The sequence below is a fragment of the Xanthomonas sp. LF07-6 genome, from assembly GCF_034105445.1.
In the GTDB taxonomy this organism is placed as follows: domain Bacteria; phylum Pseudomonadota; class Gammaproteobacteria; order Xanthomonadales; family Xanthomonadaceae; genus Xanthomonas_A; species Xanthomonas_A sontii.
Window position 1 is genome coordinate 1 of sequence record NZ_JAXGGI010000027.1, and the last position, 7,561, is coordinate 7,561.

Genomic DNA, 7,561 nt, shown 5'->3' on the forward strand with positions numbered 1-7,561 from the left:
AAGGCCAGGCGCTCGTCCGGATAACCAGGGTCCAGCGGCACATACACCGCACCGGCTTTCATGGTGCCGAGCACGCTGGCGACCATGTCCAGGCTGCGTGGCTGGCACACGCCGACGTGGTCGCCGGGAACCACCCCGGCCGCCAGCAGGGCGCGCGCCAGCTGGTTGCTGCGCGCCTCCAGTCCGGCATGGTCCAGCACCCGGCCCTCCAGCAACAGCGCCGGGGCGGCCCCGCGCTGCTGCGCCTGGGTCGCCAGCCACTGCGGCAGCAGCGGCGCCGGCCGCTGCAGTGGCTGCGCCTCGGCTAGCGACGCCAGTTCGGCCAGTTCCGCCGGTGTGTACAGGTCGATATCACCCACCATCCGCGTGGCTGGCGCTACCAATGCACGCAGCACGATCTGCAGGTGATCGCGTAGCCGCAGCATGGCCTCACGGCTGAAGCGCGACGTTTCGTAGGTCAACGTGAAGTGCAGGCCGCCGTGCGGCGATACGCCCAGCACCAGCGGATAGTGCGTGTTCTCGTTGGCAACTCCGCCTTTCACGCCGCTGCGGCGCATCGCCGACGCCGCCTGCTCCACCGGTTGGCTGTGGAAGCCGAGCACACTGGAGAACAGCGACCCATCCGGCGCGAGATCGGCCAGCTTCACGATCTCGGCCAACGGCAGGTGGCCATGTCCTTCACGCAGCTGCTGGCGCTGCTGCAAGGTTTGCAGCCAGCCGGCAACCTCTTGCGCAGACGGAATCCTGGCGACCAGTGGCACCGTGTTGACGAGCATGCCGACCACCGACTCGACGTCGGCGAGCTCGGCGGGACGACCGGAAAGCGTGATCCCGGTAACGGCGACGTCCGTTCCCCGATAGCGCGACAACAGATACAGCCAGGCAGCCTGGACCAGGGTACTGATGGCGAGCTCGTGCGCCGCCGCATAGCGGCGTAACGCCTCGAGATCGTTGGCCGGCAACGACCATCCGATCGCGTCCTTGCCCGGCGCCATCGGTGGCACCGGCGGCTCGATGCCGATGGCGCTGTCCGTCGCCAGTCCGGACAGTTCCTCTGTCCAGAACGCAACGGCCGCTTGCCGGTCGCGTGCATTCGCCCATTCCACATAGCGACGGAACCCGCTGGCCGCTTGCGACCGCGGCGGCCGGCCGGCTCGCAGGCTTTCGTAGGCATCGATCACTTCGCGATAGACGATGCCCAGGCTCCAGCCGTCCAGAATCGCATGCGAACAGGTCCAGGCGAACACCGCGCGCCCTTCCATGGTTCGCAACAGGGTGAAGCGCGCCAGTGGTGCGCGCTTGTCGTCCAGCGGCGCCAGATAGTCCTGACGCAGCCGTTCGTCGATGACGCGCTGCTGGACTTGCATGTCCGCCGACTCCAGCACCTGTTCCTGCCAGTCCAGCGAAGCCTGGGCCAGGACCAGCTGCAGTGGCTGTTCGCGGTCGAGCCCGACGAATACCGTCCGCAATGCAGCGTGGCGCGTCACCACCCACTGCCAGGCTTGGCGAAACGCCGATGGATCGAAATCGTGTTCGAATCGCATGACGTTCTGCGTGAGGTAGCCGGTGCCTCCTTGCAACTGCGCGTGGTAGAGCATGCCCAACTGGTTTCCGGTCGCAGGATAGATATCCTCCAGCTCGCCGAACTGCGCCTGCCAACGATCGATGTCGTGCTGGGTGAGCGCGCACAGCGCGAAGTCCGACGGTGTCGACCGGCTCAGCCGTTGGCTGCCGCAATGCGCCACGACCCGCTGCAGCGCGCTCTCGAAGCAGGCCGCCAGCGCGTTCATATCCTCGCGCGTGAATCGCAGTCCGCTGGCGTCGATATGGAAGACCAGCTCTCCATTCGCCACACGACCGTTGAACACCAGCAGCGCATCGAGGTGGCGCCGGCGATCGACGTCATGGCCGGTGAATTCCGATGCGCGGGCGAAGTCGTGGCCTGCGCCCAGTTGCTGGTCGAACTGGCCCAGATAATTGAACAGGATTTCCGGCCTTGCCTGCAGACTGGCTCCCTGGAGGAATCCAAGCCCGAGATGCGCCACCCTGCGACGCGCCTCCTTCACATGGCGGATGAGGTCGGCCAACGCGTTCCCGTCGCTTCCTCCCACATGCAGACGCAACGGATACAGCGAGGTGAACCAGCCCAGGCAGTGGCCCAGATCGGTGCCGGCAGCCAGTTCTTCGTCGCGGCCATGCGATTCCAGGAACACATCCTGCTCGGTGACTCCGCGCCACTCGTGCAGCGCGACCGCCAGTGCGGCCAGGAGCAGATCGTCGATCCGGGTACGGTACGCGCGATTGCAATCCTGCAGCAGCGCACGGGTCGGGTCGGCGCCCAGCGTCGCGGTCACGGCCACACTGTCGGCAAGCGTTTCGCGCCCGGATGCGGTGCCTATCCATGTGCTGTCGGTCGCCACCGCCGCCGTGCCGGGCGGCGGTGGCGGCGTCAGCTCCTGCCAGGCGGCGACCTGTTGCGCCCATTGCTGGTAGCGCGTGCCCGCTGGCGGCAACAGCAACGGTTCGGCGCGCACGTGCTGTGCGAACGCCAATTTCAGGTCATCGAGAAAAATCCGCCAACTGACACCATCGACGATGAAGTGATGGAACACCACCAACAGGCGACGGTGGACTGCCTGCTCGGCATCGAACAGGAGCATGGCGAACAGCGGGCCGCCCTCCAGGCGGATGCCGTCCTTGCATACCTCGGCGGCCTCCGCGATGTGGCGCGAACGGCGTTCCGCATCGGCTTCATCGAGTCGCAGCACGGTCAGCGCAGACTCCGGATCGACCGTTTCCGATTCCTGGAACCATACCGTTGCGGCCGCACTGTCGGCGCCATCCACGCGCAGGCGCAGTACGTCGTGCCGGGCATACAGTGCGTGCAGGAACTGCGTGAAGAAACGCGCATCGGCGGCCGCCGGTACATGCAGCAGCAGCGATTGCAGGTAACGGTCGTCGAAGCCCTCGCGCATGGCCAGGAAACGTCGCTGGATCGGCAATGGACGCAACGCGCCGCGGCTGGGACCTGCATCCTCCTGGCGGGTATCGCCGACGGCTGCATCCAGGGCGGCGGCGATACCCTCCACGGTCCTGGCATCGAAGAATTGGCGTGAGCTCAGACGGTGGCCGTGTGCGTTGATCCTGGCCACCGCACGGATCGACAGGATGGAGTCGCCGCCCAGCGCGAAGAAACTGTCGCGGATGCCGACACGCGGATTGCCCAGCAGTTCGCCCAGCACCGCGCACACCAGTTGTTGCGTGGCGGTCGCGGGAGGCACGTACCCATCTTGCGCCAAGTCGGCTTCCGCCGGAAACGGCAGCGCAGCCGCATCGATCTTGCCGTGCGCCGTCAGCGGCAACGCCATCAGGGGAATATAGGCCAACGGGACCATGTAGTCCGGCAGACGGTCTTCGAGGAATTGGCGAATGCGTGCGCGGCTGTCAACCTGGCCATCGACATCGCCAGACAGTTGGTAATAGATGGCAATGCGGACGCTGCCGCTGTGCGAGTCTTCCCATGTGCGTGCGTGCGCGGCAGCGATATCCGGATACTCGGCGAGCGCGGTTTCGATTTCGCCCAGTTCGATCCGGAAGCCACGGATTTTGACCTGGTTGTCACGCCGGCCGACGTATTCCAGATTGCCCGACGGCAACCAGCGCACCAGATCCCCAGTGCGGTACCAACGCTCTGGCGGCGCTCCGTCGACGCCGAGCATCACGAACCGTTCCACGGTGAGCGCCGGTCGGTCGTGGTAGCCGCGGGCCAGGCCGATGCCCGCGATGTGCAGTTCGCCCAGAACGCCCACCGGCACTCGCTTGCCCTGGTCGTCGAGAACGGCGCAGCGGTAGTTGGGCAGCGGACGCCCCATGTGCACGCGATCCTCGCCGGTGTAGACGCCGAGCGTCGCGCACACCGTGGCCTCGGTCGGACCATAGGCGTTGTAGAAGGTGCGTCCGTGCATCCAGCGGCGGGCATCGGCGCGGCCGATCGCCTCTCCGCCGACCAGCAGGTGGGTCAGTCCGTCTAATGCGCCATCCTGCAACGAGGACAGATAGGCCGGCGGCAGGGTCGCATGGGTGACGCCCTGTCCTGCGATCAAAGCGGCCAGCGCGGGCGGATCCTGCTTGACCGCGGGATCGGGAATCACCAACGCGCCGCCGTTGCACAACGCCATCAGCAGTTCCCAGGTCGCCGCGTCGAAGCTGATCGATGAGAACTGCAATACCCGCGCATGCCTGCCCGCTTTTCCATCAAGGTCGAGCAGCGCACGCTGGCCGATGGCGAGGTTCACCGCGCCCGCGTGCTCCAGCAAGGTGCCCTTGGGCATGCCCGTGGACCCCGAGGTATAGATGACGTAGGCCAGGTCGTCGGCGCGGATGTCCCGATCCGGGGCAGGCCGTGGCGTCGTCTGACCGGTATCGCATGCGGCGCCGATGTCCAGCAATTTCGCATGGCCGGCATTGGCGGCCAGCGCAGCGCTGTCGACGAGCCACAGCCGGGCGCGGCTGTCGTCGATCATGTGCGCGATACGTCGTGCGGGAAGGCGCGGGTCCAGCGGCAGGTAGGCCGCGCCCGCCTTCATGATCGCCAAGGCGGCCAGCGGAAACAGGCGCGGATGTTCGAGACAGATGCCGACGATATCGCCACGGCCGATGCCGCGATCAATCAACTGCCACGCCAATGCGTCGGCTGATGCGTTCAGCGTTGCATAGGTCACGCACCCACTGGAGTGAATCACGGCGGCCGCATGCGGAGCTTGGCGAACATACTGTTCGAACAGGCCGTGCACGGAACTGGCGGGAATGCTCAGTTCCGGCCCCGCACCGGCCGCGGCCAGGAAGACGCCCTCCTGTTCGGCCAGCAATTGCAGCTGGCCCACCGCCGTCTCCGGTGCCTCGGCGATGGAATGCAGAAGACGCAGGAAATTCGCTGCCAGACGTTGCGGTGTGCCCGCTTCGAACAGCGCAGACGCATATTCCCACGCAAAGCTCAATCCTGACTGGTCATGGCGCGCGATCAGCGCCAGATCGAACTTACTTCCGGTTTCGCTACGCTTCACGGCCGTGCGCGTCAGCGTCGCCACATGCTTTTCGGCGGGTGCGGCGGCACCGCTCTCTTCGTACACCAGCACCAGTTGCAACAAAGGATTGGCATTGGGTTGGCGCACGACTCCGAGCGCATCCACGATCATGCCGGTGGGCACATGATGGTGCGCCATGTCGTCGACGAACCGAGCGCCGACGCTGGCCAGCACCTGGGTGAAGGGCGTCGAGCCGTCGAGCCGGACGCGAACTGGCACCAGTTGCGCGAAGTAGCCAATCAGGCCGGCCGCTCCTGGCGGGTGCCGGTTCGCGACAGGCGTGCCGAACAATACGTCGTCCGTATCGCTATAGCGCGCGATGAACACGGCGAAGACAGCCTGGATCAGCAAGAACAAGGTGGTGCCCTGGGCCGATGCCAGCCGCTCGAGACGTTCGCTGGTTTCCGTGTCGAGGCCGAAGCGATGCCGGTCCCCGGCATGGTCGGGGGCCTGCGGACGCGAGTTGTCGAGCGGAAAGCGGTGCATGAACGGGACGCCGGTCAAGCGCTGCCGCCAGTGGTCCAGATGACGCTGCAAACGCTCGCCTTGCAGTTGCTCGCGCTCCCAGGAAGCGTGGTCGGAGAAGCGTTGCGCCAACGGCGCCAGCGCAGGTGTTTCGCCACCGGCGAACGCGAGGTAGGCGTGGTTCAGCTCTTCCAGCAACAGATGGATCGAGCCGCCGTCGGCGGCGATATGGTGAAGCGTCAAGTACAGCATCGACCCTGCGCCGGGGCGGTGCAGCAACGCTGCGCGGATCATGAAGTCGGCGCACAGGTCGAACGGCTTGCGGGTTTGTGCGTCGGCCAGCTGCAGATGCAGCGCTGCATCGTCGGGCACTTCGCCATGGCATACCATGGCGAAATCGGCGACATCCAGCAACTGCGCATCGGCGATGCCGTCCCGATTGACGATCACGGTACGCAGCGGCTCATGCCGATCGATGACGTGACGCAGCGCCGCCAGCATCGCGTCTTCGCCGACGGGCACGGCGCTTTCCAGGACCAGCGGGATGTTGTAGACCGCACTATCGCCATCGTAGAGGTGCTGGAACCACAGCCGCTCCTGGGCCAGCGACAGCACGACACTGCCGCCCGCGTGCGCTGTTGCAGCCAGCGCTTGCGGCTGTTGCGATTGCAGCAGATCGACCAACGCGTGCTTGTTGTCCCGGACCAGCTGCTTGAGCTGATCGTCGAGCCGGCCATGTGTGGCCACGATCCGCAGGTCTGCGCCATGCAGGTGCAAGCGGATGCTACGTTCCTGGCACGTCTTGAGGATGTCGACAGCGTTCATCGTTTCGGTCCTTTTTGCGATCACGCCAGGATTTCGCCGCGCGCGCGCGCGAGCTTGAGCAGGCTGCGGTCGTACTCTTCCGTCAGGTCATGGAAGAACTCTTCCTTGAACTCGCTCAGCTTGCGGACCACGGTCAGGCTGCGCTGGGTGAACTTGTGCGGTTCCAGCAAGGTCAGCAATTCGGCCTTGCGCGCATCCAGCAACGGGCGCAGCCCGTCGAAGACCTGGTCCAGGTCGGCCTTGTGGTCCTTCTCGCTGCTGGTGGTGTTGTGGAACGCCATCACCCCGCCGTCGCTGCGCACGTGGGCGAAGGTCTCGTCGAAGAAGCGCTTCTTGTTGCCGAAGTCGTTCCATGCGAAATCGATGGGCAGGCGCTCGGCCGGCAGGTGCGCCACGTAATCGCTGACCCGGCAACCGGCATGCAGCGAAAACAGTCCGTCCAGGTTCAGATCGGCAACCAGCCGGGCCAGGCGCTGCACATAGCCGTCGTTTTCCGGCAACACCTCGAAGGTGTACAGGCGCGGACGGTACGGCTTGGCGTAGAACGACGGGATCGGCACCACCGGCTCCTGCCCGTAGATGTCCTGGGTGGTGGGATCCAGCAGCCAATCATCCGGCGACAGCGCACGGCGATCCGCCGCGCCCAAGGCAGCGAAATGGCGGGCTACCCGCTCGCGCAGCAGGCGCTGGTTGAGCTTGAAGTCCTCATCGTTGTCCTTCAGCGCCTGCAGGATGTACGGCGTGGTATAGCCGCTGCCGAACTCCACCACCGTCTGCGGCTTGAGCATGCGGATCAACGAATACAGCAGCGGCGCGACATGCTCGGTCCCAGAAAGATGCTGGAACGGCGTGATCTCGGCGATGACACTGCGCGCGAATTCCTCGGAATACCCCAACTTCATCGATGTCCCCGTCTTCCCTGTTGTGAGCACGACTGCTCCCCGAAGGCCGGGTGGCCAACGGGGCACGACCGATACGCCTTCCGCTGGCCCTAGATGAGCACTTCGTCGCTCGCCTGCGTTGTGGCGTCGTCGGCCGCGGTGACCAGCAATCGCGCGACCTGTAGCCATTCGCCCAGGGCGCGCACCGTCGGACGATCGAAGATCACGCGTACCGGCAACTGCACTTGCCACTCGGCTGCCACGCGGGCGGCCATGCGTGCGGCGAGCAACGAGTGGCCGCCGAGT

Annotated in this window: 3 protein-coding genes; all 3 read right to left on the reverse strand. The window is 65.7% G+C overall.

From position 1 onward, the window contains the following. A partial coding sequence (locus SLW56_RS20680) for a non-ribosomal peptide synthetase (RefSeq protein ID WP_320695397.1) occupies window positions 1–6,374 on the reverse strand: 6,374 nt, incomplete at its 3' end. A 20-nt stretch (window positions 6,375–6,394) separates the two neighbouring features. Further along, on the reverse strand, window positions 6,395–7,276 hold the full coding sequence (locus SLW56_RS20685) for a hypothetical protein (RefSeq protein ID WP_267103043.1): 882 nt from the start codon (window positions 7,274–7,276) through the stop codon (window positions 6,395–6,397). 89 nt (window positions 7,277–7,365) lie between these two features. Next, window positions 7,366–7,561: phosphopantetheine-binding protein (locus SLW56_RS20690; RefSeq protein ID WP_320695398.1), on the reverse strand; the 196-nt coding region annotated here is incomplete at its 5' end.